This window comes from Bacteroides hominis, from assembly GCF_033042785.2.
Lineage (GTDB): Bacteria > Bacteroidota > Bacteroidia > Bacteroidales > Bacteroidaceae > Bacteroides > Bacteroides hominis.
In genome coordinates this window covers 1057569-1082379 of sequence record NZ_CP178829.1, presented here as the reverse complement: position 1 = coordinate 1082379, position 24811 = coordinate 1057569, and the positions used below count along the sequence as shown (strand labels likewise).

Annotated in this window: 20 protein-coding genes; 7 read left to right on the top strand and 13 right to left on the bottom strand. The window is 44.4% G+C overall.

The annotated features are described in order from the left end of the window. Window positions 1-400 precede the first annotated feature (400 nt). The gene (gene mutS / locus R3O62_RS04770) at window positions 401-3016 is read left to right on the top strand and encodes a DNA mismatch repair protein MutS (protein WP_005782858.1); all 2616 of its coding nucleotides are present in this window, start codon (window positions 401-403) and stop codon (window positions 3014-3016) included. Here the strand turns inward: mutS and R3O62_RS04765 are convergent, their stop codons facing one another. The 5 genes from R3O62_RS04765 to R3O62_RS04745 all read right to left on the bottom strand — a co-directional run bounded on the left by R3O62_RS04765 (window position 3017) and on the right by R3O62_RS04745 (window position 8306). Beyond that, on the bottom strand, window positions 3017-3658 hold the full coding sequence (locus R3O62_RS04765; protein ID WP_005782860.1) for a chloramphenicol acetyltransferase: 642 nt from the start codon (window positions 3656-3658) through the stop codon (window positions 3017-3019). It lies immediately after the preceding gene. Next, window positions 3655-4488 (bottom strand): prolipoprotein diacylglyceryl transferase, encoded by an 834-nt coding sequence (gene lgt, locus R3O62_RS04760; RefSeq protein WP_005782862.1) that lies wholly within the window; start codon window positions 4486-4488, stop codon window positions 3655-3657. Before lgt ends, R3O62_RS04765 begins: the two co-directional genes overlap by 4 nt. Before the next feature lie 10 nt (window positions 4489-4498). Then, window positions 4499-5428 (bottom strand): ketopantoate reductase family protein, encoded by a 930-nt coding sequence (locus R3O62_RS04755; RefSeq protein ID WP_032531553.1) that lies wholly within the window; start codon window positions 5426-5428, stop codon window positions 4499-4501. 168 nt (window positions 5429-5596) lie between these two features. Further along, entirely contained in the window at window positions 5597-6700 is a 1104-nt protein-coding gene (gene ychF / locus R3O62_RS04750; protein WP_005782865.1) for a redox-regulated ATPase YchF, read from the bottom strand. A 220-nt stretch (window positions 6701-6920) separates the two neighbouring features. Continuing rightward, complete coding sequence (locus tag R3O62_RS04745) at window positions 6921-8306, bottom strand: DUF4932 domain-containing protein (RefSeq protein ID WP_270722033.1); 1386 nt, start codon at window positions 8304-8306, stop codon at window positions 6921-6923. Between the two features lie 173 nt (window positions 8307-8479). Here R3O62_RS04745 and R3O62_RS04740 point away from each other — a divergent pair, with 173 nt between their 5' ends. Continuing rightward, entirely contained in the window at window positions 8480-9292 is an 813-nt protein-coding gene (locus tag R3O62_RS04740) for an alpha/beta hydrolase (protein ID WP_005812493.1), read from the top strand. A 144-nt stretch (window positions 9293-9436) separates the two neighbouring features. Continuing rightward, complete coding sequence (gene cysK, locus R3O62_RS04735; protein ID WP_250710504.1) at window positions 9437-10384, top strand: cysteine synthase A; 948 nt, start codon at window positions 9437-9439, stop codon at window positions 10382-10384. 104 nt (window positions 10385-10488) lie between these two features. Here cysK and R3O62_RS04730 read toward each other — a convergent pair whose 3' ends face one another. Beyond that, complete coding sequence (locus tag R3O62_RS04730) at window positions 10489-10962, bottom strand: pyridoxamine 5'-phosphate oxidase family protein (protein WP_005782870.1); 474 nt, start codon at window positions 10960-10962, stop codon at window positions 10489-10491. Between the two features lie 106 nt (window positions 10963-11068). Here R3O62_RS04730 and R3O62_RS04725 point away from each other — a divergent pair, with 106 nt between their 5' ends. After that, on the top strand, window positions 11069-13534 hold the full coding sequence (locus R3O62_RS04725) for a glycoside hydrolase family 95 protein (RefSeq protein WP_032541934.1): 2466 nt from the start codon (window positions 11069-11071) through the stop codon (window positions 13532-13534). A gap of 277 nt (window positions 13535-13811) precedes the next feature. On the opposite strand, the gene R3O62_RS04720 is transcribed toward R3O62_RS04725, so the two are convergent. The 6 genes from R3O62_RS04720 to rnr form a co-directional block, all read right to left on the bottom strand. Then, on the bottom strand, window positions 13812-14408 hold the full coding sequence (locus tag R3O62_RS04720; RefSeq protein WP_005782874.1) for a hypothetical protein: 597 nt from the start codon (window positions 14406-14408) through the stop codon (window positions 13812-13814). A 6-nt stretch (window positions 14409-14414) separates the two neighbouring features. Continuing rightward, window positions 14415-14900, bottom strand: coding sequence for an RNA polymerase sigma factor (locus R3O62_RS04715; RefSeq protein WP_005782877.1), 486 nt, complete (start codon window positions 14898-14900; stop codon window positions 14415-14417). A gap of 190 nt (window positions 14901-15090) precedes the next feature. After that, window positions 15091-16236: a DUF5991 domain-containing protein gene (locus tag R3O62_RS04710; protein ID WP_032540928.1), complete on the bottom strand. Its 1146-nt coding sequence runs from the start codon at window positions 16234-16236 to the stop codon at window positions 15091-15093. A 71-nt stretch (window positions 16237-16307) separates the two neighbouring features. Further along, on the bottom strand, window positions 16308-17270 hold the full coding sequence (locus tag R3O62_RS04705) for a toxin-antitoxin system YwqK family antitoxin (protein ID WP_005782880.1): 963 nt from the start codon (window positions 17268-17270) through the stop codon (window positions 16308-16310). A 124-nt stretch (window positions 17271-17394) separates the two neighbouring features. Next, window positions 17395-17907 (bottom strand): hypothetical protein, encoded by a 513-nt coding sequence (locus R3O62_RS04700; protein WP_269110407.1) that lies wholly within the window; start codon window positions 17905-17907, stop codon window positions 17395-17397. Window positions 17908-18702: 795 nt separating this feature from the next. Further along, window positions 18703-20847 carry a ribonuclease R gene (rnr, locus tag R3O62_RS04695; RefSeq protein WP_195341624.1) on the bottom strand — a complete coding sequence of 715 codons (2145 nt, stop codon included), beginning with the start codon at window positions 20845-20847 and terminating at the stop codon, window positions 18703-18705. Between the two features lie 103 nt (window positions 20848-20950). Between rnr and R3O62_RS04690 the strand changes: the two genes are divergently transcribed. The 3 genes from R3O62_RS04690 to R3O62_RS04680 are packed head-to-tail and all read left to right on the top strand — an operon-like array spanning window position 20951 to window position 23835. Next, window positions 20951-21850 (top strand): cation diffusion facilitator family transporter, encoded by a 900-nt coding sequence (locus R3O62_RS04690; RefSeq protein WP_005782889.1) that lies wholly within the window; start codon window positions 20951-20953, stop codon window positions 21848-21850. Window positions 21851-21871: 21 nt separating this feature from the next. Continuing rightward, window positions 21872-22879 carry an NAD-dependent epimerase/dehydratase family protein gene (locus tag R3O62_RS04685; protein ID WP_186993716.1) on the top strand — a complete coding sequence of 336 codons (1008 nt, stop codon included), beginning with the start codon at window positions 21872-21874 and terminating at the stop codon, window positions 22877-22879. After that, the gene (locus R3O62_RS04680) at window positions 22870-23835 is read left to right on the top strand and encodes a phosphatase PAP2 family protein (protein ID WP_005782893.1); all 966 of its coding nucleotides are present in this window, start codon (window positions 22870-22872) and stop codon (window positions 23833-23835) included. The genes R3O62_RS04685 and R3O62_RS04680 overlap by 10 nt, the downstream gene beginning before the upstream one ends. On the opposite strand, the gene dusB is transcribed toward R3O62_RS04680, so the two are convergent. Next, window positions 23828-24805: a tRNA dihydrouridine synthase DusB gene (gene dusB, locus R3O62_RS04675; protein ID WP_005812515.1), complete on the bottom strand. Its 978-nt coding sequence runs from the start codon at window positions 24803-24805 to the stop codon at window positions 23828-23830. The two genes, R3O62_RS04680 and dusB, sit on opposite strands and share 8 nt — an antisense overlap. Window positions 24806-24811: the final 6 nt, after the last annotated feature.

Here is a 24811-nt window from a genome sequence, read left to right as displayed (position 1 = left end):
CGGATTGAAACGATGTTTATCGTGATTCCCGATGAGACATGGAGTAGGGACATAAAAAAAGGAGCAACGCCTTGCTCCAACCTTTGTTAACCTTAAATCTAATACTATGAAAAACACATTGCAAATGTACGGCTTTCCACGAAAACTGCAAATAATTCTGGTGAAAAACGGTATATTATAATATATTTTAATGGAATTAATAAAGTTATTAATAAATATACCTCCTTTTGAAAGGTTTATTTAGAAATTGGTGTAACCGATTTTATTGGCGGGATAATTGGTAAGGTTAGTAAATATACATCTTTTTAGGTATGGTAAAACTATCTGTTAAGGTAGGTAGATTAGTAGGAAACCCTTATCTTTGCCTTGTTATTTATGAACTTAAAAAAGAAGACTATCCGTGAGCAATGATATTGAATTAACCCCGATGATGAAACAATTCCTTGACCTGAAGGCTAAGCATCCGGATGCAGTGATGCTGTTCCGGTGTGGGGACTTCTATGAAACTTATTCTACCGATGCGATTATTGCGGCTGAAATATTAGGAATTACTCTCACGAAACGCGCCAATGGGAAAGGAAAAACCATTGAAATGGCAGGTTTTCCTCATCATGCATTAGATACTTATTTGCCGAAGCTGATCCGTGCCGGTAAGCGGGTGGCTATATGTGATCAGCTTGAAGATCCCAAAACAACGAAAAAGTTGGTGAAGCGTGGCATTACGGAGTTGGTCACTCCCGGTGTTTCTATCAATGATAACGTTTTAAATTATAAAGAAAACAACTTTCTGGCTGCTGTTCATTTCGGAAAATCCGCTTGTGGAATAGCATTTCTGGATATTTCTACCGGAGAGTTTTTGACAGCAGAAGGACCTTTTGACTATGTAGATAAGCTGCTGAATAATTTTGCCCCAAAAGAGGTTCTTTTTGAACGTGGAAAACGTGGAATGTTCGAAGGAAACTTTGGAAGTAAATTTTTTACTTTTGAACTGGATGACTGGGTATTTACCGAATCCAGTTCCCGGGAGAAGTTACTGAAACATTTTGAGACGAAAAATCTGAAAGGATTTGGAGTTGAGCATCTTAAAAACGGTATTGTTGCTTCCGGAGCTATTCTGCAATATCTGGACATGACGGAGCATACCCAGGTGGGGCATATCACTTCATTAGCCCGTATTGAAGAGGATAAGTATGTACGTCTTGATAAATTTACAGTGCGCAGCCTGGAGTTGATTGGTAGCATGAATGATGGTGGAAGTAGCCTTCTCAATGTAATCGATAAAACTATCAGCCCTATGGGAGCGCGTCTGCTGAAGCGTTGGATGGTATTTCCGTTAAAAGACGAGAAGCCTATTAACGATCGATTAAATGTAGTAGAATACTTTTTTCGTAAACCGGATTTCAGGGAGTTGATCGAAGACGAGTTGCATCGGATTGGAGATTTGGAACGTATCATTTCGAAAGTGGCCGTCGGGCGGGTTTCTCCACGTGAGGTAGTACAGTTAAAAGTTGCTTTACAAGCAATTGAACCTATTAAAGAGGCTTGCCGGCAAGCTGATAACCCCAGTTTGAATCGTATTGGAGAGCAGTTGAATCTCTGTATTTCTATTCGCGACCGCATTGAGAAGGAAATTAATAATGATCCTCCTTTGTTGATAAATAAGGGAGGAGTCATTAAAGACGGAGTGAATCCGGAACTGGATGAATTACGTCAGATAGCTTACTCGGGTAAAGATTATTTGCTTCAGATACAGCAGCGTGAAAGCGAACTGACAGGAATACCAAGTTTGAAGATTGCCTATAACAGTGTTTTCGGATACTATATTGAAGTGCGGAATGTACATAAAGATAAAGTGCCGCAAGAGTGGATACGCAAGCAGACATTGGTAAATGCAGAGCGCTACATTACTCAGGAATTGAAAGAATATGAAGAAAAGATCCTGGGTGCAGAAGATAAGATATTGGTATTGGAGACCCGCTTGTATACAGAATTGGTGCAAGCGCTGAGTGAGTTTATTCCTGCCATTCAGATCAATGCTAACCAAATAGCACGCATTGACTGTTTGCTGTCATTTGCCAATGTAGCTAAAGAGAATAATTATATCCGTCCGGTTATTGAAGACAGCGATGTGCTGGATATTCGTCAAGGGCGTCATCCGGTAATTGAAAAGCAATTGCCGATTGGAGAGAAATACATAGCTAATGATGTGATGCTGGATAATGCAACGCAGCAGATTATCATTATTACGGGTCCGAATATGGCCGGTAAGTCGGCTCTATTAAGGCAAACTGCATTGATCACCCTGCTTGCACAGATTGGTTCATTCGTTCCGGCCGAGAGTGCTCATATCGGATTGGTGGATAAGATATTCACACGTGTCGGTGCCAGTGACAATATCTCTGTAGGAGAATCTACTTTTATGGTCGAGATGAATGAAGCATCTGATATTTTGAATAATGTATCTTCCCGAAGTCTCGTTTTGTTTGATGAATTGGGACGTGGTACTTCTACTTATGACGGAATATCTATAGCTTGGGCCATTGTGGAGTATATTCATGAGCACCCGAAGGCAAAAGCACGTACACTTTTCGCTACCCACTACCATGAACTGAACGAGATGGAGAAATCTTTTAAGCGCATAAAGAATTATAATGTATCGGTTAAGGAAGTGGATAACAAAGTTATTTTTCTCCGGAAACTTGAAAGGGGTGGAAGTGAGCACTCTTTCGGTATCCATGTGGCCAAGATGGCCGGTATGCCTAAAAGTATAGTGAAACGTGCCAATGAAATTCTGAAGCAGCTCGAATCTGACAACCGCCAGCAGGGAATTTCAGGTAAGCCGCTGGCAGAAGTCAGTGAGAATCGTGGAGGTATGCAGTTGAGTTTCTTTCAGCTTGATGACCCGGTCTTATGTCAGATCCGGGATGAGATACTTAATCTGGATGTGAATAATCTGACTCCGATTGAAGCATTAAACAAACTGAACGATATCAAAAAGATAGTCAGGGGCAAATAATTATTTAAGAAATTCTTCCACCTTTTTATAAAATAGAGATAAGTGGTGTCCGTCAATAAACCCATGATGAATGGTCATAGCGATGGGCATCACTAATACACCACCTCTTATGACGGCTTTACCTGCATTCATCAACGGGTAATTACTACCGTGACGATGTTCCTGCGTACAGGTCAGTGAGGTAAAATATAAATCGGGAGTGGCGCTGAGCAGCACTACATCCAGTAGATCATTACCTCCTGTCTTTTCTGCTTCATAAGGGTCTTTATCCGGATTTATTCTGTTAATGATGGCTTTGGCTTCTGTATGGAAAGTTTTAAAATCAGGATGCCAGGGAAGTCGTACAGTAAAAAAACGTCCGTTATCTGCCACTTTAATGGGAGTCAGCATATCCACTGTATCGAAATAGACTACCTGTCCTTCAGAATCGATGCGGAACCGGAATTCTTTAATTTCATTGACAGCACGCAACACGGCATAAAGATAGTGCAGGAAGAAGGATTCTCCGGCAGCTTTGGCACGGGTTTTGGCACCCGAACATTCTACTTCTGAAGTAATAGAAATAGTAGGATTCTGGAAACCAAGGAAAAACTCGTAATTTTCTTTTCTTTCCCAGGTTTTAATATCAATAATATGTTTCATTTTGCACTCTTTTTCTTTCCATAGAAAAACATAAAGTAAACGCCGATGATTACGAACGGAATACTTAACCATTGTCCCATATTCAGTGCCATACCATTTTCAAAGTCCACCTGATTTTCTTTCAGGAATTCAACGAAGAAACGGAAGGTAAAGATGGCTGTCAGGCAAAGTCCGAAGAAGAATCCCCGGTGTAGTTTCTTGCTGTAGTTCTTATAAAGGAACATCATAATCAGGAATAAGATAAAATAGGCTATTGCTTCGTAAAGCTGTGCCGGATGGCGGGGTTGCATGTCTACCCGTTCGAAAACGAATGCCCAGGATACATCTGTTACCTTACCGATAATTTCAGAGTTCATTAAGTTGGCAAGGCGAATGAAACAAGCTGTGATAGGAGTGGCTACTGCAATCATGTCTACCACATCCATATAATTCATCTTTGTTTTACGGCAGTAAAGCCAAAGGGCAATAATCAGTCCGAGCGTACCTCCGTGGCTGGCCAGTCCTTCATATCCCGTGAACTTCCATCCGCCTCCGGGAAGAAATTTGACCGGAAGTATCATTTCCCAGAAATGATTCAGGTAATATGCCGGATCGTAGAACAGGCAATGTCCTAATCGTGCTCCGATGAGGATGCCGAAGAAACAATAAAAGAAAAGCGGTTCGAACTTCTTTTCGTCTATCTTCTTATCACGGTACTGATAGTGGACTACCACATAAGCAAAGAATATTCCGATAGCCCACAGTAGTCCGTAATAACGGATTGAGATGCCGAAAAGATTGAATAATTCCGGATTCGGATTCCAATTGATAGATAAAAGAAGGTTGTTCATAATTATTTCTTTATAGTTTGATGAATTTTTTAGCAACTTCCCGATAGGTAGGTACATCAATGTCCTGTTCTTCAGCTGCTGTTATCATATCGAAAAGCAGACCCTGTACCTCTGATTCGTGTCCGCGTGCTATGTCTTTTTGCATGGATGCCGTGCTCTCAGGAGCCAGCTTATCGATAACTTTCAGATTGTATGTGACTATATCTTCTTTAAATTCGATTCCAAGTTTCTTTCCCAGGGCTGCACTTTCGGTAGAGAGTCCAATGAAAGTGTCGCGTACCTTACCCGGTTTCTGCACTTCTCCCATCGGAACATTATAATAGGCTCCGGTGACTGCCATAGCCGAGATGAAAGACCATTTAATGAAGGTATCACGATTAATATCAGGAGAGATTTCAACTTTAATGCCGCTCTCCTGTAAGTCTCTCTGTACGGCTTCCATCATTCCCACAGGAACGACAGTTCCGCGGTGTGCACCATATACCAGACGGAAAATAGTTCCCATCTGAGTGATTTCGCTCGGCCCGGAAACAAACCCTACGATGTAGATACATCCGTCCAGTACAGTGATTCCCGGTACCAGACGTTGTATGCGCGGCCCGGTACCGTATACGTTTAATATAGGAATTACAATTGTATTTTCATGGGAAGCCCGTTTGATAAGTTCTGTGATGGAGTCTACGGAATATCCTTTAACACATACAAATATCACGTCAGCTTTTCCGTTATATTCTTCTGCCGTGCAAGCGTCCATCCGTAATGTATGTTCACCTTTTAAGTCCGATTTCAGTTTAAGTCCGTCCTGTTGTATCGCTTGCAGATGTGCTCCGCGGGCAATGCAGGTAACGTTTTTACCGGCAAGTGACAGAAAGCCGGCGATACTTCCGCCTACGCCTCCGGTTCCTGCGATAAGATAACGAAGTCTGTTAGTACTTTCCATGTTCATGATATTTTCTTGTGTTGCTTGTTAGGCATAATATACGGGCGCAAAGATAATGATTTGCTTGAAGATAGTGTTAGAAAGCGGGGAGTTTTCGTTTTGAGGGGAGGAGAAAAAAAGAGCTGACCATTTGATCAGCTCCTCAGTCTATAATTGAAAATAGATGTCTTATACATTGAAACGGAAGTGCATGATATCTCCATCCTGTACTACGTATTCTTTTCCTTCTACGCCCAACTTTCCGGCTTCTTTAACAGCAGCCTCCGAGCCATATTGCAAGAAGTCTTCATATTTGATTACTTCTGCGCGGATAAATCCTTTCTCAAAATCGGTATGGATTACTCCGGCGCACTGTGGGGCTTTCCAACCTTTTTCGTAAGTCCAGGCACGTACTTCCTGTACGCCGGCAGTGAAATAAGTTTCAAGGTTCAGCAGTTTGTAGGCCGATTTAATAAGGCGTGCTACGCCCGATTCTTCCAAACCGATCTCGGCGAGGAACATTTGGCGGTCTTCGTAAGTTTCCAGTTCGGCGATGTCAGCCTCTGTTTTTCCGGCTACCACGAGGATTTCGGCATCTTCGTCCTTAACGGCTTCACGTACCATGTCCACATATTTGTTTCCGTTGACTGCACTTGCTTCGTCTACATTGCAAACATACATTACAGGTTTGCTGGTAAGCAGAAACAATTCTTTTGCTATTTTTTGTTCGTCTTTCGTTTCAAAAGTTACTGTACGTGCCGATTTGCCCTGTTCCAGCGCATCCTTGAATTGCACAAGTACGTCATAAGCTTGCTTGGCAGCTTTATCACCTCCCGTTTGGGCTTGTTTCTGCACTTTCTGTATGCGGCTCTCGATGGTTTCCAGGTCTTTTAGCTGCAACTCGTAATCGATGATTTCTTTATCCCGTACCGGATTCACACTTCCGTCCACATGAGTTACATTATCGTCGTCAAAGCAACGGAGTACATGGATGATGGCATCGGTTTCACGAATGTTAGCCAAAAATTTGTTTCCCAGTCCTTCGCCCTTACTGGCACCTTTCACAAGTCCGGCGATATCTACGATTTCTACCGTTGTAGGAACAATACGGTTGGGATGTACCAATTCGGCCAGTTTATTTAAACGCTCGTCAGGTACAGTAATTACACCCACGTTCGGTTCGATCGTACAAAAAGGGAAGTTTGCCGCCTGTGCTTTCGCGTTGGACAAACAATTGAAAAGTGTTGACTTACCTACGTTGGGTAGTCCGACAATACCACATTGCAATGCCATAATATTATAATCTTTTTTATATTATCAATCAGTTGTGTATTTCTATCAAATGGAAGAGTAACCCTATAAAGTTGAAAAAGAGTAATTACTCTAATAATATTCCGTTTTGGGGTGCAAAGATAATCAATTTTAGGCTAATGCAGTCATCTGCTTTCCCTTTTTGTCCAAAATGGGATTGCCTTTTACTACCTGGATCACAGACAATGAGAGAGAATTTATGTCACTGTGCCGTTCTGAAAGAAATTTCATAGGGTTTTATGCCATCTCCTTCCGGAGTGCGGAAAGAAAGCCCTAAAAGAGTGATTCCATACTCTTTTCCGGGTAACAATTCTACTCCGATAATCACAGTACGGTTGTCATTGGCGTAGTTGACGTTTAAAATCTTAGGCATTGCATCCATTCCGAGGTGACCATAATTGATAGAGTATCCGCGGCCCACCAAAGGACGGTCGAAGTGGATAGTAATAGTTTTGATGTCGCTCCGAACGGTTGTATCGCCGTTGGTAAATTCGTCGATCGAAACTACTTTGGGACGGATAGAATCATAGTTTGCGGTGTATTGGGCAAAGCCTGTGTAAGCTTCTGCCAGCCGTGGCATATAGCTGTTGAGAGTCGGGTATGTCGTGCGGTCAGAGGCATACTTCTCGAGTTCATCGACCAGCTTGCTTATCCAGACAAAGCCACGTGTTTTTTGTATGACGGTTTCTTTGGTGATTTCGACAGCCGGGAAGTTATGGTCTTTCATGTATTTTATGACTGCCGCACGTACCATTGCTTCGGTGAGGACAATAGACCATTGTCCATAGGCTTGGTGCGCCATTTGTTCGCCAACCGCAGCATAAATCTGTTCGCCGCTTGTGCGGAACATTTCCGGATCGAAGCTTACGAACGAATGGTTGAATTCGTGGATTAAAATTGGTAAGATTAATTCAGATGGATAAACAACCATTCCTACGGAATCGGTAACCCATGCTCCCATGATTGAAAATACATTATGTACGTTTTCCTTGTCAGTGACACTCGGTCCATAATTTCCCGAACCGTTGCCCATTGAAAGTATAATGTGAAACCGGTCGTTGGACTTCTGCCCATAGAAGTCATTATACCATTGGATATCTATGTTTTTGTAAATAGGCATAAAACGATTTACAGCCTCTTTATATAAGTTTTCGTTTGAGTGATAAAAGGCATCGAAACGACTGTCTTTGACAAACTTCTTTAGCAGTTTGATGAATGGCCCTACTTGATTCCTATTCCAACGAGAGTCCAGTGAACCATAATCTTCGGGCAGATTGAACTGGTCGTCGAGATTGACGGCCATACTCATCACTGCATCGTATGAAACACCGTCAGTCTTGACCAACGAGCGTACGAATAGTATAAGTTCGTGGTTTTTATATGGAGAAAAATGCGATTCGATGCGGTCTGTGTAGAGTTTGAAATCGTTTTTGCTATACTCCGGATTACCCGTTAAACGGAAAACAATGCTAAGTAGTTCGACTCTCTTATCTACTGTCGGCCGGATGAGCATACTGTCAGTTTGTGCCTTTACCTGTTGTGCTGCACAGATTAGCAGCGTAAACATAATGAGGGTGATCTTTCTCATATTGAAATAAGTGTTTGGAGGTTATGATATTGACAAAGGTAATTAAATAGGAATTAATACAGCCACTTCTCTATACTTTTTTGATATTGAGTGCATAAAGGAAGCTATTATTTTTTCAAACAGTGTCGTTATTGTATTATATTTGCCCAAGTAATTCACAAACACTTAATAGCATGAAAAAGTATTTATCATTTATTCTCCTGTTCGTTGCCTTCACCTTACAGGCACAGGAGACGTACAAAACAGTAAAAGACATTTCGTATATTTCTGCGGGGGAAACGGATGGTTACCGTAAGGAACGCTGTAAACTTGATGTCTATTATCCGGTTGGGAAAAAAGACTTTCCAACGATTGTCTGGTTTCATGGCGGAGGATTGGAAGGGGGAGGAAAACACATTCCTGAGATGTTTATGAATCAAGGATTTGCAGTAGTCGCTGTCAATTACAGGCTTAGTCCTAAAGCTAAAAACCCTGCTTATACCGATGATGCAGCCGCTGCCGTTGCCTGGACCTGTAAACATATAGAAGAATATGGAGGTAGTCCCAAACGTGTTTTTGTTACCGGACATTCGGCCGGAGGTTATTTGACTTTAATGGTCGGATTAGATAAATCATATCTTCGGAAATATGGAGTAGATGCTGACAGCATAGCTGCGTATCTTCCTATCAGCGGGCAGACTGTTACACATTTCACCATACGTAAAGAACGCGCGCTGCCCGAAGGTATTCCGGTGATAGACCGGTATGCGCCTTGCAACAAAGCCCGTAAGAATACACCTCCTTTTATATTGATTACCGGTGACCGGAATTTGGAAATGGCAGACCGTTACGAAGAAAATGCTTTGCTGGCTTCAGTACTGAAGAATATTGGTAATCAGAAAGTATCACTTTACGAATTGCAGGGCTTTGATCACGGGCAGGTATATACTCCGGGTTGTTGTCTGGTGGCGAATTATATTCGTCGTTTTACTGTGTCCGGAATGTAACCGGCGGTTCGTTTGGATTCTTTAGAAAGATATTTCTCCCTCATTCGTAGTACGAATTTACCATACTTATGGTATTGAGAATGAACCAAATCTGCACTACTTTTGTCCTATTACTAATAAACAGATATTTAATAATAGATAGATATGGGAAAGATAGCAAAGAAGCTGACAGATTTAGTCGGTAACACTCCGTTACTGGAGTTGAGTAATTATAACGCAAGTAAAGGGCTCAAAGCACGTGTAGTGGCAAAGCTGGAATATTTCAATCCGGCCGGAAGTGTGAAAGACCGTATTTCTCTGGCCATGATTGAAGATGCCGAAGTGAAGGGGACGTTGAGGCCAGGATCTGTTATTATAGAGCCAACCAGTGGAAATACCGGAGTCGGTTTGGCATTTGTGGCTGCTTCCAAAGGCTATAAGCTGATCTTGACCATGCCCGACACGATGAGTATGGAACGCAGGAACCTGCTGAAGGCGTTGGGAGCGGAGCTTGTACTTACTCCGGGAGCAAACGGGATGAAAGGAGCCATTGCCAAGGCTGAGGAACTGCAAGCGGCTACTCCCGGATCTGTCATTCTGCAACAGTTCGAAAATCCGGCTAACCCTGCGGTTCATGTACGTACTACCGGACAGGAGATCTGGAGAGATACCGATGGAAAGGTGGACATCTTTGTGGCCGGAGTAGGAACGGGAGGTACCGTAAGTGGAGTAGGGTCTGCTTTGAAGGAGCATAATCCTACTGTACGAATTGTGGCTGTAGAGCCTACCGATTCACCGGTATTATCGGGTGGTGCTCCCGGTCCGCACAAGATACAGGGTATTGGAGCAGGATTTATACCCAAAACTTATAATGCTGCTGTGGTAGACGAGATTAAACAGGTAGGAAACGATGATGCTATCCGTACCAGTCGTGAATTGGCGGCTAAAGAGGGGCTTTTGGTCGGAATCTCTTCCGGGGCGGCAGTATATGCAGCTACCGAGTTAGCCAGACTTCCGGAGAATGAGGGAAAATTGATTGTTGTATTATTGCCGGATACAGGCGAACGCTATCTGTCGACAATCTTATATGCGTTCGAGGAGTATCCGCTCTGATGCATTGTTCACTACAGATTACACAGGATTTGCACAGATTAATGATTCGTCTTACTAACTATCGGATCAAAATTCTGAGTGAATCCGTGTAATCTGTGGTGAATTTATTTCGTATGCGGCACCGCATACTCTTTTGCCGTAACGTTTTCAATCGGTATCTCCCAGATTTTTACATTTCTCACTGCCGGATCTGAGTATACAAATTCCCGGCTGCTATAATGCCGCATCAATATATTGAGCGCTTCACGTTTTTCTTCCAGGTCTTCGATAAAGTTTACGCGTCCTCTGCAAATCACACTTTTGGCCCGCATCCGATAACTGCATGCCACCTTGGGGTGCTGGAATACCAATTCGTGGTCTACACTGAAAGTGATGCAGACACGGTTATTTTTTGCCAGCATATCGATGCTGCTGCCTGTGGGGCCGGAATGCAGATAGATCACTCCATCCTGATAGCCGAAGTTCATGGGGATCACATAAGGGTTGCCTTCCAGGTCGGTGATACCGACAAAGCAAATATCGCAACGGGAGATAATTTCTTCTACCTGCTCTTTGTTTTCAATGATTACTGTCTTCATAACTATATTCTCTTGATAGGAATACAAAGATGGAAATTTATTTTAATAACTTTGCCTTCCGGGAATATAGAAATACAGTTTTTGAAATGAATTAACCCTGATAGTTATGAAGAAACACATTTTTACCACTCTTTTTTGTTTACTGGAAGCCTGCCTGTTGTTCGGCGGAAATAATCTTTCGCTTTGGTACCGGCAGCCTGCTGCCAACTGGAATGAAGCTCTTCCTTTGGGAAATGGATATTTGGGTGCGATGGTATTTGGAGATGCCGGGAGAGAACATTTGCAACTGAATGAAAGCACACTATATAGCGGTGAACCTTTTTCCGGTGTTGGCGTACCTTCTATCGGAAGTGTATACAATGAAGTGCTTGCCTTGTTGAACCATGGCGATTATGCGGGTGCCCACCGATTGATAACCCGGAACTGGCAAGGCAGGCTTTCGCAGAGTTATCAACCTCTGGCCGACCTTTTTCTAAGCTTTGATGTTCAGGGAAAGGTGGAAAACTATGTGCGTGAACTGAATCTGCAAGATGCCGTACATACTATTCGCTATCAGGCAGGAGGCATCCGCTATACCCGTGAATACTTTATATCCAATCCGGACCGGGTAATGGTGATTCGTATCTCTGCTTCACGTCGGTCGCCCGTAAATGTAGCGGTGAGCTATACATCGGAGCATCCGACAGCGAAAGTTGATGGTACGGGTGAAGAGTTGATTCTTTCAGGACAGGCTCCGGGTTGTGTAGAGCGGCGGACGCTGGACTTCCTCGAAAAGAACAGATTGACAGATCGCCATCCGGAACTTTTCGATAGTCACGGACGCCGAAAGACCGACAAACAAGTGCTGTATGCCGATGAGGTTGGCGGCAAAGGGATGTTTTTCCAAAGCCGGGTGAAGGTACTGAAAGGAAATGCCACCTTGCAAGACAATCAGTTGAAAGTGAGCGGAGAGGGTGAAATAATTCTTTTGGTTGCTGCTGCCACCAGCTATAATGGCTTTGATAGAAGTCCTTCACAGGACGGCAGTGATTATCAGGCCAAGTTGGATACGATTCTTTCCGTTGCCGGGCAGCTGCCTTATGAAGATCTGAAGAAACGTCACTTGGCGGACTATCAACGGCTGTTCGGTCGTGTGGCGTTGACTTTGAAATCGGAGAAAGACTATTCTGGTCTGCCTACCGACCGCCGTATTATCGGATTCAGGGACAATCCGGACAATGCTCTGGCAGCACTTTTGTTTCAGTATGGGCGTTACCTGCTGATAGCATCTTCACGTGAAGGCGGGCAACCCGCCAATCTGCAAGGTATATGGAATAAGGATGTGGTTCCGGCATGGAGCAGCAGTTATACCATTAATATCAATACTGAGATGAATTACTGGCCGGCCGAAACCACCGGACTGCCTGAGTGCAGTGAACCGCTTTTCCGACTGATTCGGGAACTTGCGGTCAATGGTTCCGCTACAGCCGCAAAGATGTATAACCTTCCCGGTTGGACTTCCCATCATATCACCTCTATCTGGCGTGAGTCGGGACCGGCAGACGGTGAACCTACCTGGTTTATGTGGAATATGAGTGCAGGCTGGCTTTGCCGGCATTTGTGGGATCATTACCTATTTTCGGGGGATAAGAAGTTTCTCCGTGAGACCGCCTATCCGCTGATGCGCGATGCCGCACGGTTTTATAACGCCTGGCTGGTGGAAAAAGACGGGATGTGGCAAACTCCGTTGGGAGTTTCACCCGAGAATCAGTTTCTGACTCCGGAAAAGAAAACTTCGGCCGTAGCTCCGGCTCCGGCGATGGATATGGCCATTATTCGTGAACTCTTCAGCAATACGGCCGAAGCAGCCGCGATTTTAGCTGCCGATTCTATTCTTCCTCCTGCCGATACTCTCTTGCTGCACGTAATGGGAGCAAAGCAACTGGTGCCTTACCGTATCGGAAAGCGGGGGCAGATTATGGAGTGGAGTGAAGACTTTGATGAAGTAGAACCGCACCACCGCCATTTGTCACACTTGTATGGATTCCATCCGGGATGTGAAATAACACCGGGCAAGACACCCGAACTTGTCAGTGCAGTCCGCCGTACGCTCGAATTGCGTGGAGATGAAGCTACGGGCTGGAGTATGGGATGGAAGATCAACATGTGGGCCCGTATGCACGATGGAAATCACGCTTATCGTATTATACGGAATTTATTCACCCCCACCGACTTCGGGCCGGAAGTAAATCGGCATGGGGGATTATATAAGAATTTGTTCGATGCACATCCCCCTTTCCAGATCGACGGTAACTTTGGGTATACTGCCGGTGTGGCGGAAATGTTGTTGCAGAGCCATGACGGTGTGATAGACGTTCTGCCGGCATTACCCGATGTATGGGCAGAAGGAAAGGTTACGGGGCTGCGTGCCCGCGGCGGTTTCATTATAGATATTACATGGAGTAAATCAGGTAAAACTGTGGTAAAGGTATTTTCCGAACAGGGAAATGCCTGCCGTTTGAAGATCGGGCGGAAGGTGAAGGAAGTTGTAATTCCGGCAGGTCAGAGTCAGGTCTTTACGGTTAAGCGGTAGTCCGGCATGGGGCAATGACCGGCTGTCTCTGAAGCGGCGTCATTTCTCTTTTTCACCTTTCAGCAAGAACGTTGATGGATGCTTGGGATAATAATCTTTCCTCTTTTCCGGGATCGGCCGGAAGATAAAAGTCCGTCTTTCCGACTTTCATCTTCCGACAGACCGGGTCTACTTGTTTTTTTACTTTCTGATTTTCGGTCGGATGGGGATGTACCGGTGCTTATAGTAAGTGCCTGTGCCTGCTCGATGATGATTCGTTTCCTTGATATAGTTGTTTTCAATCCTCCACTTCAAACTGTTTATATAAATCTTTCAGTTCACGGAGGGTTTTCCGGTAATTCCGTCCTAAAGAACGGTCTATGATCAGCAGGTAAATGGCTATGCCGAGTGGGACAACTACAACGTTCAATATGCCGGGAGTTATATTCATTGCCATCAGATAGAACACATAGAAGCCTATTGCCGAGAGAAAGGAACACGTATATACGATCCAACCATATTTGGTATTGAATTTGACGTCTTTCTCAACTTCTTTTATCCGGTATTCCAACCATTCCTTTACAGCCATGCCGTTGGTGTATTTCCGCATTCTGTAAGCGGAACGTTCCCAAAGGAAATAGGAAACGGACAATACGGCCAAAGCGGCTATATCCACGTACGCTCTTTCCATGCTTTGCTCTCTTATAAACAGCATTACAATAAGGTAAACAACCACGGCGACCACAACGAGTCGGAAGACGGTTCCGGGATACACTGTCTTGATTGATTTTCTCGCGGATTTGATTACCATCTCGTTCAGTTTCTCTTCGGGATACGGTTTGATATTCTTTTCCACCCCCGCTTTCCAGGTTTCTTTAATGTCATGTGCTTCCATGATGCTTTACTTTTTAAATTGTTTTTGTAATCGGCTTTTCAGCCTGTGAATCTTTACGCCGACGGCGGAGCTGCTCATTCCCACTATTTCTGCTATTTCTTCATAACTATAGTCTTCCATATAAAGCAGCATGATGGACTTGTCTATTTCATTCAGCTTTTGAAGGGCATTGACAAGTCTTTGCCAGTTTTCGTCCTGTTCCTGCTGTTCCCAAGGGTCAACGGTCTCTCCCTCCGGCGGCGAGTCATGAAACTCGATGCGACTATCCTTTCTTATTTTCGAAATAGAGGTATTGATTGCTACCCTATAGATCCACGATGCGGGTTTCTCCTTGTTCTGCAATGCCGGGAAAGATCGCCAGAGCTGATAGACGGTTTCCTGAAAGTTGTCCTCTCTGTCCGCTTCCGATCTGAAATATACCCGGTTTACCTTGTGGATAATCCCCTGATAGGCAGTCAACATCTTCAGAAATTCATTTTTGTTCGACTTCATTTGTTTTAATCTTTACTTTATAGTCGGGCGAACGATGTTATTATTACAAGATTGCTTTATTATAAAAGAATAAGAGGGAAAAGAGTATAAAAAGATTAGGTAAGAAAAGCAATAGACAATAAAACAAGAGGCTGAACTCAAAAATAAAATTTTGAGACAGCCTCTTTATCGGTCATTTACCAAAAGCGAATCATTGTACCTGATCCAAAGGTATCTTATAGTAATAAGTTTGATCTGCGCCATTTTCCTCCCGGAGGGCTTTCACATAAAGAGTGGTGTTATCCTTCCAGCAAACGGTTTGCGGGAATATCTTGTCCGACCATAAGCCGAACATGAATTTGAATTCGCCGCCTGAGACCTGAAATACCTTTATAATTCCGGCTCTTTCGCCTTCAAGCTCGGTGCATGCATCCACACAATAACAATTCTGATTCAAAGAGAACAAAGCTTGGGTGCGGAGACCGTATTCTTCCCCGTTCGCTTTAGAGACGTATGAAATTCCTTCCCACTCAAGGCCTTCGTATTCGAATACATAACAATTCATTTCTGCAAGATATCCTTTGTATAGGTATTTGCGATACGCATCGGATTGTTCATAGCAATCGGATAACACTTTTGTGTGCCCATTTTCCAGTGAAACAGAATAGCTCCCTTGATCAGTGGGTAACTGAACCGTGCTGTCCGGCTGTATGTTCTTATAGTTAGCCGATGCAGCTAAAAATTCAGCTTCGTCAATGGGAATGACCCAACGGTCTAAATGATCTTCTTCAGTGCCATATTCAAAGTCCTCGTGCCAATAGGTTATTTCCGGGATCGAGCCATGATCCGATTCCTCTGATGTATTAACCGGCTCCTTCTCCAGCAATATCTTTTGATTGTAAACCCATCCGGCAACCGGAATGACCGGGCTTTGCACATAATATTTTCCCTGTTCGCAGGTAATCAGGGCAACCGTATCGCCCTCGTTTCTAAAAGGTACGGTAGTAGTCTCTTCAATCTTTCTTTTGTAGAGTAACAACAACTGATCTTTGCTTTCCCGGATCGAGCATTCACACACGAAAAACGTCTGAAAGCCCTCTGCTGTAAAAGAAACCATCGAATCCTGAATTTCAAAATCATAACCGACTCCGATGTTGCTGGCATCTTCTTGAATGGTTTCTCCTGAGAGGATATATAAAGAATAGCTCCCAATCCAATGCTGACTGATGGCGTGTTCTGATTGTTCGGTTTCGTTGCCGGGTGATTGAGTCTTCGGAGTGGACGAACGTTTCCCAAAATTTATACAACCGGATAGTAGTATAATGCACAATGTTATTAAGATCCACTTTCTATTCATAAAAACAAATGTGTTTATTCATATTCCTATCTATAAATGTAAAACCGCCTTCCATACTGGTTCCGGCAGAATTACTCTTTCCGCATATCGTTTTCGTAACGGCCTGCTTCGCGGACGGTTCCGTCCTCGTTCAGATATTTAAAAGGGCCATGCTGTTTGTTGGCTTTGTAGGTGAATTCCGACTTTAGCTGGCCGTTGCTATAATAATATTCGCGGCTAATGCCTTCCAACTTGCCATTCAGGTAATTTTTGGAGCTTTCGGGCTTTCCATCAGTGAAATAGCGAATCTCTTCTCCTGTCTTTTCCCCTGCCCGGTAGGTAGTCGAACGTTCGGGGATGCCCGTATCACGGCGATATTCGATCCAGATTCCGTCTTTTTTGCCTTCCTTGTAAGTACCTTTTTTACGGAGATTTCCATTCTTTAGCGTTTCAGAATATTCGCCCGTCAGCAATCCGTTTTTATAGCTGCTGCGACGGGTGAAATCAATACTACCGGACAGATGCTCCACCCAATTTCCATCGGGCTTGCCATCTTTATAATAAGTATCGCGCACGAGGCTTCCTTCCTCATTGTATTTGCGGTCGCATCCGTCCTGGTCTCCCATTTTATAGCAGACCTCCGTTTCGACTTTTCCATTTTGATAGTATGACTTACAGACACCGTGCAACTTTCCTTCCACGAACGTTCCTTCGCCCTGCAGGGTTTTGCCGTCGCCATAATATGTTTTACGATAGCCTTCTCTCCATCCATCCTTGTATGTGCTTTCCTCCGCAAGAACATTCCTCTTGAAATGGCGATACAGCCCGTCGTACATGCCATTCTTGAAAGAAGCCAGGATATATTCCGAATGATAGCCGTCGATGATGCGGTATTCGCCCTGTAACGGTGTTTTTTCCTCGTTCAGTTCCCGGAACAGCAACCGTCCGTCACCATAGTTAATGACGGACACTTCGTTTACTTGAAATACCTTTTCCTGAGCAACACTTGTGAATACCCATGCTCCGAGTAAGAGTAAAAGAATAACTTTTTTCATTGATTTCTTGGTTTATTTTGTGATAATAAATAATTGGAATATCTGCATTCTGCCTTTATCTGCCGTAGCGGATGAAAGTACGTTCGATACAGGGTTGCCTGATCGGTTTTTGTACTGTCAATCTTTACAAAGATTTTTTATTGGGAATAAATGCGCTTAGTATCTCTATGTCTTTGGGACGGACCAGTACGTCTAATTTTAATATTTCTGCGGATTCCTTGTTCCTGAACTCAAGTTCCATAAATCTTTTCTCTAATCTTTTCATTGAAGTATCCATTCTTCTTGAAAGATAAACATGTCCATTACCGCTATCGGCAATATAGCTCTTATTGATAAAAGCTGTGTAGTCAGATGTAAATGCTATCCATAGTAAGAAACCCTTGCCGTTGGAGAAGTCAGTTGAGTCGCTGGCGTTTAAAGTCATTGTATGTATAATTTCTTGCCTGGTGGACTCTTGAACTTTCTTTATAAGTTCAGGTTCTATTATTTTCCAGTTCTTATTATTCTTGATTGCTCTGATAATTATAAAGAAGATGCTGAGTAATGCGATGATTACAAATAGTATTGCTATGATCAGTTTTATTCCAAGCATGTTTGTGATGTTCTTTTTATTGAGTTGTTTTACTCCGTATTCCAACTTTGTTTAGTTGGCGGCAAATATACTGTTTTAATTCCGATGACCGAATGAAAATTGGTTTTATTGTTAAAATGCTAAATGATGAAGCGGCAATGAGCAGAGTTGATAAGCGGGTACGAATGTATATGGTAAAAAGAAGAACTGTCGCATTTACACTTCATCAAAGAATTGCACGGCACCTTGGATACATTACCGGAATGAGTTTTATATATTAAGACTCTTCGGATAATCCGGTTGCTACGTTTTGTCTGTGTTTCATTTCAAAAAGTAAGTAAATGGCTGTTTCCGCTTACATGTACTTTCTCTTTTATCGGGTTGATAGGGAGCACAGGAACACAAAAACAGATTTTTGGACTCCAACAGCCGGGCTTTGGGGATCAGAAACCTGGGCTTTTCGGGTTGAAGCCCCTTGCTTTTCTCGAAAAGAAGTAAGCATTTCCGAAAATGCTTACTTCTTTCGGGTGAAATGCTTACTTCTTTTGAAGAAAAACAAAGGTCTTTTGTTTCACATCTTCTTTTACCGGTGTTTCGGAGCGGTGTGAATCCATATATTTCTCTGGTTGCTTCCGAATGGCGAACGCTTAGGAAAAGATAAAATGATTCCTTATATCCTTTATTTCTTTTTCTTTGTCCGGCTTCTATGTACTTATACTTTCGCTTTTGTGCCAACTTTCCCTATCTGGATAATAAAAAGAAAATCGCCGATCCGTGTGGAAGGCGATTTTTCTTTGCGGACGTACTCTTGCCGGAAATAAGGCAATCTGAGCGGGTCCCGATTATCATTTTGACAAAGTGTTACTCTATCAGTGCGAAGTCCAGTTGTTTCTTCTCCAGATTGGCCCGTGCCACTTTGATGGTGATCGCGTCTCCCAGGCTGTAGATACGGTTCTTGCGACGACCGCGCAGGCAGTAGTTCTTTTCGTCGAACTCGTAATAATCATCGTCCAGATCGCGGATAGGTATCATGCCCTCACATTTGTTTTCGTTCAGTTCTACGTAAAGTCCCCATTCCGTTACGCCGGAGATCACTCCGTCATAAGTCTGTCCCAGATGTTCACTCATGAACTCCACCTGTTTGTATTTGATGGAAGCACGTTCGGCGTTGGCTGCAATCTGTTCCATGTTCGAACTGTGGTCGCACAGATCCTCGTACTTCGTTTCCGATACGCTGCGTCCGCCATCCATATATTTGGTTACCAACCGGTGCACCATCATGTCCGGAAAACGCCGGATAGGAGAGGTGAAGTGGGTGTAATAGTCGAAAGCCAGTCCGTAATGACCGATGTTGTGCGTAGAGTAGCGCGCTTTCTGCATGGCACGGATAGATACGGTTTCAATCAGGTTCTCTTCCTTCTTTCCTTGTATGTCGTCCAACAGGTGATTGATCGATTTAGAGACATCCGTCTTGGTTCCGCTTGTGCGAAGTCTGTAACCGAAACGGGCGATGAACTGTGCGAGGTTGTCCAGCTTTTCCGGATCAGGAAGGTCGTGGATACGGTAAGGCAGCACTTTGGCCTTCTTTCCTTTGGGTGCCTTGCCTATTTTCTCTGCTACGGTGCGGTTGGCAAGCAGCATAAACTCTTCTACCAGCTTATTGGCATCTTTGGATTCCTTAAAGTAAACGCTGATGGGTTTTCCTTTTTCATCGATTTCGAATTTCACTTCGTAACGGTCGAAGTTGATGGCTCCTGCCGCAAAACGCTTTTCACGCAAGGCCTTGGCTATGGTGTCGAGCATCAGTACCTCGTCCTTGAAGTCACCCTCTTTGGTTTCGATGATCTGTTGCGCCTCTTCGTAAGTGAAGCGGCGGTCCGATTCGATGACCGTGTGTACAATGCGCGAGTCTCTCACTTCTCCTTTTTCCGTGATGTCGAATATGGCAGAGAAAGCAAGTTTCTCTTCGTTGGGGCGAAGCGAGCAGATGAAGTTGCAGAGACGTTCGGGCAACATCGGTATGGTGCGGTCTACCAGATAAACGGAAGTTGCACGCTTTTCGGCTTCTTTGTCGATAATGCTTCCCTCTTTGACATAATGCGTCACGTCGGCAATGTGTACGCCGACTTCCCAAAGTCCGTCCTTCAATGGGCGGATGGAAAGAGCGTCGTCAAAGTCTTTGGCGTCTTTCGGGTCGATGGTGAAAGTGGTTACTTTTCGGAAGTCTTCGCGGCGGGCTATCTCTTCGGCGGAAATCTCTGCGGGAATCTTATCTGCGGCTTTTTCTACCGACTGCGGATAGACGTATGGCAATCCGAATTCGGCCAGGATAGCGTGCATCTCAGTCGTATTGTCACCGGCTTTGCCAAGAATGTCGAGCACTTGTCCGATCGGGTTTTTAGCTTTGTCCGGCCACTCTGTGACCTTTACCACTGCCTTGTCGCCGGTCTTTCCGCCCTTCAGTTTATCTTTAGGGATAAAGATGTCGTTGGCAAGCGTACGGTTTTCCGTGACGAGGAAGGCATATGATTTCTCCACTTCCAGTGTGCCGACAAATGTATCGTTGGCGCGTTCCAGTATCTCGATCACTTCTCCCTCGGCCTCGCGTCCGCGACGTTTGGCATAAAAGGCGATGCGCACCTTATCGTTATTCATCGCATGAGCGGAGTTACGCTCGGCGACAAAAATCGGGTCTCCGCCTCCTTCGGGGATAAACGAGTTCTTCCCGTTGCTTTTACGCTGGAAAGTTCCGGTCATTTCAACACCGTGATTGTTTAGTTTATATTTGTTTTTGTCTACTTCGGTAATGTAGTCATCGGCCAGGAGATCGGCCAGGATATCCATGCAGAGCATTTTTAGCGGATGAGTGGTTAACTTCAGTTCCGAGAAAATATATTTCAGGCTGATAACCTCGTCTTGTTTGGCATGGAAGAAATCGAGAACCACCTTTGACAGTTCTTTCTTCTTCATTCTTTTGCCGGCTTTTTTTTCTTTCTTTTTAGCCATAATCGGTTCGTTTTATATCAATCAGTACAAAGTAAGCGATTAAATATTAATAATTCAAGATTTTCATGTACATTTGCCCCTCACATTATGAATAATCTAACAAATGGAAAGTGAAAAGTCTTCCAGGGAGAAGGGAATTTATAAAGTAACGATCGTGGGAAGTATCGTGAACTTCCTTTTGCTCGTTTTTAAATTCTTTGCCGGAATTGCCGGGCATAGTGCGGCTATGCTGGCCGATGCTGTCCATTCACTATCCGACTTCATCACCGATATTGTTGTCATTGTCTTTGTCCGTATCGCCGGGAAGCCCGAAGATAAGGGGCACGATTATGGGCACGGCAAATATGAAACATTGGCTACGGCCATCATCGGGTTGTTACTTTTGTGTGTCGGCTTCGGTATCTTCTGGAATGGTGCCTCTTCCATTTATACTTTTTTGCAGGGCGGACAGTTGGAGTCTCCCGGTGTAGTGGCATTGGTGGCAGCATTGGTGTCGATTGTGTCAAAAGAGATACTGTATCAGTATACCGTGATTCAGGGCAAGAAGTTAAATTCTCAGGCCGTGGTAGCCAATGCCTGGCATCACCGGAGTGATGCGTTGTCATCCATCGGAACGGCTATCGGTATTGGAGGGGCCATTTTGCTGGGAGATCATTGGCGGGTACTCGATCCGATTGCCGCAGTGGTAGTCAGTTTCTTTATTATGAAGGTATCTGTGCAGTTGCTGATTCCTTGTGTGGACGAACTGCTTGAAAAGTCCTTGCCGGACGATGTCGAGAAAGAGATTGAACAGACCGTACTCTCTTTTCCGGGAGTGAGTCAGCCCCACCATTTGCGTACCCGCAGGATCGGCAGTTATTATGCCATCGAAATTCATGTCCGCATGGATGGGAAGATAACTCTGGAAGAGGCGCATGGCACGGCTACTGCTATCGAAAATAAACTAAAAGAGATGTTTGGGAAAGGAACCCATGTAGGCATTCATGTGGAACCAACGAAATAATTATCATTTGATCTGAATTTTATGGAGAGTATTCTAATTACCGGAGCAAGCGGATTTATCGGCAGTTTCATTGTTCAGGAAGCTTTGAAACGCAGGTTTGGTGTCTGGGCGGGGATCCGTGCATCCAGCAGTAAGAAATACCTGAAAGAACGCAAGATTCACTTCCTTGAGTTGGACTTTGCACACCCCAATGAGTTGCGGGCACAACTGTCCGGCCATAAAGGTACGTACAATAAATTCGATTATATCGTCCATTGTGCCGGCGTGACCAAGTGTGCGGACAAGAACGACTTCGACCGTGTCAACTATCTGCAGACCAAATATTTTGTCGATACGTTGCGCGAGCTTAATATGATTCCCAAGCAGTTTATCTATATCAGTACTCTGAGTGTATTCGGTCCGATACGTGAAAAGGATTATACTCCTATCCGTGAAGAAGATACTCCGGCTCCGAATACGGTTTACGGATTAAGTAAGCTGAAAGCGGAACTTTATATCCAGAGCCTGCCCGGTTTTCCGTATGTCATTTACCGTCCGACGGGAGTGTACGGACCTCGTGAGGCAGACTATTTCCTGATGGCGAAGTCCATCCGGCAGCATACGGATTTCTCCGTGGGATATAAACGGCAGGATCTGACATTTGTGTATGTGAAAGATATTGTACAGGCCATTTTCCTGGGAATCGAGAAGGAGGTTTCCCGGCGCGCTTACTTCCTGTCTGACGGGAAGGTGTATAAAAGCCGGGCTTTCTCCGATCTGATTCAAAAAGAATTGGGTGATCCGTTGGTTATTCACATCAAATGTCCGTTAATTGTGCTAAAAGTCGTATCTTTGCTCGCCGAATTTATAGCGACCCGTTCGGGAAAGAGCAGCACACTGAATTCGGACAAATATAAAATAATGAAACAAAGAAATTGGCAATGCGACATAACTCCGGCTGTGAAAGAACTGGGATATGCTCCTGAATACGATTTGGAAAAGGGAGTGAAGGAAACGATTGCCTGGTATAAGAACGAAGGATGGCTTTAGATTTATTTAAACGTGTAGAAAGCCGTAAGGGCTTGTTTGCTGTTGAGAAGATAACATTGATATATAATCTGTTAACTTCTATCTTGATTTTATTCATGTTTCAACGGATGGACCATCCGCTCCACATGTTGTGGGACAGGGCAGTGATTGCGGCAATGACTTTTTTGCTGATGTATCTCTACCGGTTGGCTCCATGTAAATTTTCCGCTTTTGTGCGTATCGCTATCCAGATGAGCCTTTTGTCATACTGGTATCCGGATACCTTTGAGTTCAACCGTGTCTTCCCCAACCTGGATCATCTTTTTGCTACGGCCGAACAGTGGATGTTCGGAGGGCAACCTGCCGTATGGTTTTGCCACGCGTTTCCGCAAATGTGGGTGAGTGAACCCTTCAATATGGGGTACTTCGCATATTATCCGATGATTCTGGTGGTGACGTTGTTCTATTTCATCTATCGGTTCGATCTGTTTGAGAAGATGTCTTTTGTACTGGTCACCTGCTTTTTCATCTACTACCTTATTTATATATTCGTTCCGGTTGCCGGTCCTCAGTTCTATTTCCCTGCCATTGGTATGGATTCTGTCTCACAAGGTGTCTTTCCTGCCATTGGCGATTATTTCAATCACAATCAGGAGTTGCTTCCGGGTCCCGGCTATCAGCATGGATTCTTTTATAGCCTGGTAGAGGGTTCGCAACAAGTGGGAGAGCGTCCTACGGCGGCTTTTCCCAGTTCGCATGTCGGTGTTTCGACTATTCTGATGATTATGGCTTGGCGTGGCAGCAAGAAACTTTTTGCCTGCCTGTTGCCGCTCTATCTGTTGCTTTGCGGAGCTACTGTCTATATTCAGGCACATTATCTGATTGATGCGATTGCGGGCTTTATCTCTGCTTTCGTGCTGTATGTGCTGGTGACAAAGATGTTCAAGAAATGGTTTGCAGTGCCGATGTTTAAGTGATGGGGTGAAGTCCATCGAATATCCGGAAAAGCTCTTCTACCGATTCTGTTCGCAGCATGGCGATGCGTGTTTCCCGGAAGTTGGGTATTCCTTTGAATAAAGGAGTTGCTGCCAGATGGCGGCGGATATGGATAATCCCTCTGCGCTCGTCCAGGCGGGCTACACTGTTTAGCACCTCTTCACGCAATACATTCAGATACCACTCAAAGGATTCCTGCGGCAGTTCTTCTCCGGTTTCAAGATAATGCTTCACTTCGCGGAATATCCATGGGCGGCCGATGCTGCCACGTCCTATCATGATAGCGTCTACTCCATACCGCTCAAAACACTCCTTGGCACCGGTAGCCGAAGTTACGTCGCCATTTCCTATGATCGGTATATGCATACGCGGGTTGTTCTTTACTTCCCCTATCAGGGTCCAGTCCGCTTCGCCCGTATACATCTGTGCTCGGGTACGTCCGTGAATGGCTAATGCCGCAATACCGCAATCCTGTAATTGTTCGGCCAGGTCGACAATGATTTTATGGTCCGCATCCCATCCCAGACGGGTCTTTACAGTAACGGGTATTTTGACTGCATCTACCACGGCACGGGTTATTTCAAGCATCTTCGGGATATTCTGCAACATACCGGCGCCTGCGCCTTTTCCTGCTACCTTCTTTACCGGACAGCCGAAGTTGATGTCTAATATATCCGGTTGTGCTTCTTCTACAATCCGGGCTGCGCCAACCATGGCTTCCGTATCTTTACCGTATATCTGAATAGCGACGGGACGTTCTTCGTCGCAGATGGTCAGTTTTTGAGTTGTTTTGTTGACGGAACGTATCAAAGCATCACTCGAGACGAACTCTGTGTATACCATATCAGCTCCGAACTTTTTGCACATCAGGCGGAAAGCGGGATCGGTGACATCCTCCATCGGAGCCAAAAATACAGGGCGTTCACCCAGGTCTATGTGGCCTATTTTCATCTTTTT

Bases quoted from the DNA above. Each gene is read 5' to 3' on its own strand.
- R3O62_RS04720 (WP_005782874.1), bottom strand. From the start codon at position 14,408: ATGGAAGCACATGACATTAAAGAAACCTGGAAAGCGGGGGTGGAAAAG.
- rnr (WP_195341624.1), bottom strand. From the start codon at position 20,847: ATGGCTAAAAAGAAAGAAAAAAAAGCCGGCAAAAGAATGAAGAAGAAA.
- R3O62_RS04745 (WP_270722033.1), bottom strand. From the start codon at position 8,306: ATGAGAAAGATCACCCTCATTATGTTTACGCTGCTAATCTGTGCAGCA.
- R3O62_RS04755 (WP_032531553.1), bottom strand. From the start codon at position 5,428: ATGGAAAGTACTAACAGACTTCGTTATCTTATCGCAGGAACCGGAGGC.
- cysK (WP_250710504.1), top strand. From the start codon at position 9,437: ATGGGAAAGATAGCAAAGAAGCTGACAGATTTAGTCGGTAACACTCCG.
- R3O62_RS04710 (WP_032540928.1), bottom strand. From the start codon at position 16,236: ATGAATAGAAAGTGGATCTTAATAACATTGTGCATTATACTACTATCC.
- R3O62_RS04730 (WP_005782870.1), bottom strand. From the start codon at position 10,962: ATGAAGACAGTAATCATTGAAAACAAAGAGCAGGTAGAAGAAATTATC.
- R3O62_RS04685 (WP_186993716.1), top strand. From the start codon at position 21,872: ATGGAGAGTATTCTAATTACCGGAGCAAGCGGATTTATCGGCAGTTTC.
- R3O62_RS04690 (WP_005782889.1), top strand. From the start codon at position 20,951: ATGGAAAGTGAAAAGTCTTCCAGGGAGAAGGGAATTTATAAAGTAACG.
- ychF (WP_005782865.1), bottom strand. From the start codon at position 6,700: ATGGCATTGCAATGTGGTATTGTCGGACTACCCAACGTAGGTAAGTCA.
- R3O62_RS04705 (WP_005782880.1), bottom strand. From the start codon at position 17,270: ATGAAAAAAGTTATTCTTTTACTCTTACTCGGAGCATGGGTATTCACA.
- dusB (WP_005812515.1), bottom strand. From the start codon at position 24,805: ATGAAAATAGGCCACATAGACCTGGGTGAACGCCCTGTATTTTTGGCT.
- lgt (WP_005782862.1), bottom strand. From the start codon at position 4,488: ATGAACAACCTTCTTTTATCTATCAATTGGAATCCGAATCCGGAATTA.
- R3O62_RS04725 (WP_032541934.1), top strand. From the start codon at position 11,069: ATGAAGAAACACATTTTTACCACTCTTTTTTGTTTACTGGAAGCCTGC.
- R3O62_RS04715 (WP_005782877.1), bottom strand. From the start codon at position 14,900: ATGAAGTCGAACAAAAATGAATTTCTGAAGATGTTGACTGCCTATCAG.
- R3O62_RS04680 (WP_005782893.1), top strand. From the start codon at position 22,870: ATGGCTTTAGATTTATTTAAACGTGTAGAAAGCCGTAAGGGCTTGTTT.
- R3O62_RS04740 (WP_005812493.1), top strand. From the start codon at position 8,480: ATGAAAAAGTATTTATCATTTATTCTCCTGTTCGTTGCCTTCACCTTA.
- R3O62_RS04765 (WP_005782860.1), bottom strand. From the start codon at position 3,658: ATGAAACATATTATTGATATTAAAACCTGGGAAAGAAAAGAAAATTAC.